At 62.3% G+C, this 552-nt stretch carries 1 protein-coding gene; it reads left to right on the forward strand.

Annotated features, from left to right (window positions below; translation table 11 throughout):
• Positions 1-460: PhzF family phenazine biosynthesis protein (locus tag NW856_RS13500; RefSeq protein WP_414400672.1), on the forward strand; the 460-nt coding region annotated here is incomplete at its 5' end.
• Positions 461-552 lie beyond the last annotated feature (92 nt).

Consider the following 552-nt stretch of genomic DNA (forward strand, 5'->3'; position numbering starts at 1 on the left):
GGATTTTCCTGCTCAAACTCCGGAACCTTGGCCAGAAGCCAAGGAGCAGGTGGCAGCGGCTTTGGGGATCCCACCTGTGGAGCTGTACCGCGGGGGTATGGGGGTGGCGGTGCTGGCTTCGGCGGGACAGGTGCAGCAGGTGCAACCGGATCTGGTTCAGGTTCAAGCGCTCCCCGTTCCGGGGTTGATCGTCACAGCCTCTGGGGCGGCTCTGGGGAATGGGCCGGATTTTGTCTGCCGCGTTTTCGCTCCTCGGCTGGGGATCCCGGAGGATCCGGTGACGGGATCCGCCCAGTGTTTTTTGATGCCCTATTGGGCCAAACGCCTGGGCCGACTTGATTTGAAGGCTCACCAGCTCTCGGCCCGCGGGGGCGAGCTGTGGTGCCGAGATCGAGGCTCACGGGTGGAGATTGCTGGGCAAGCGGTGCTGGTGATCAGAGGAGAGCTGAGGCTGCCTTAGAACCGTTGTCGACTAGGGTGCTAGCGGCAGGGAACAAGGCCTCCGGCCCGCTAGGGCGAGCAGTTGAAATAGATGGTAATAAAAACCACGAC

Source organism: Synechococcus sp. R3-13 (assembly GCF_047462195.1).
Classification (GTDB): Bacteria; Cyanobacteriota; Cyanobacteriia; order Thermostichales; family Thermostichaceae; genus Thermostichus.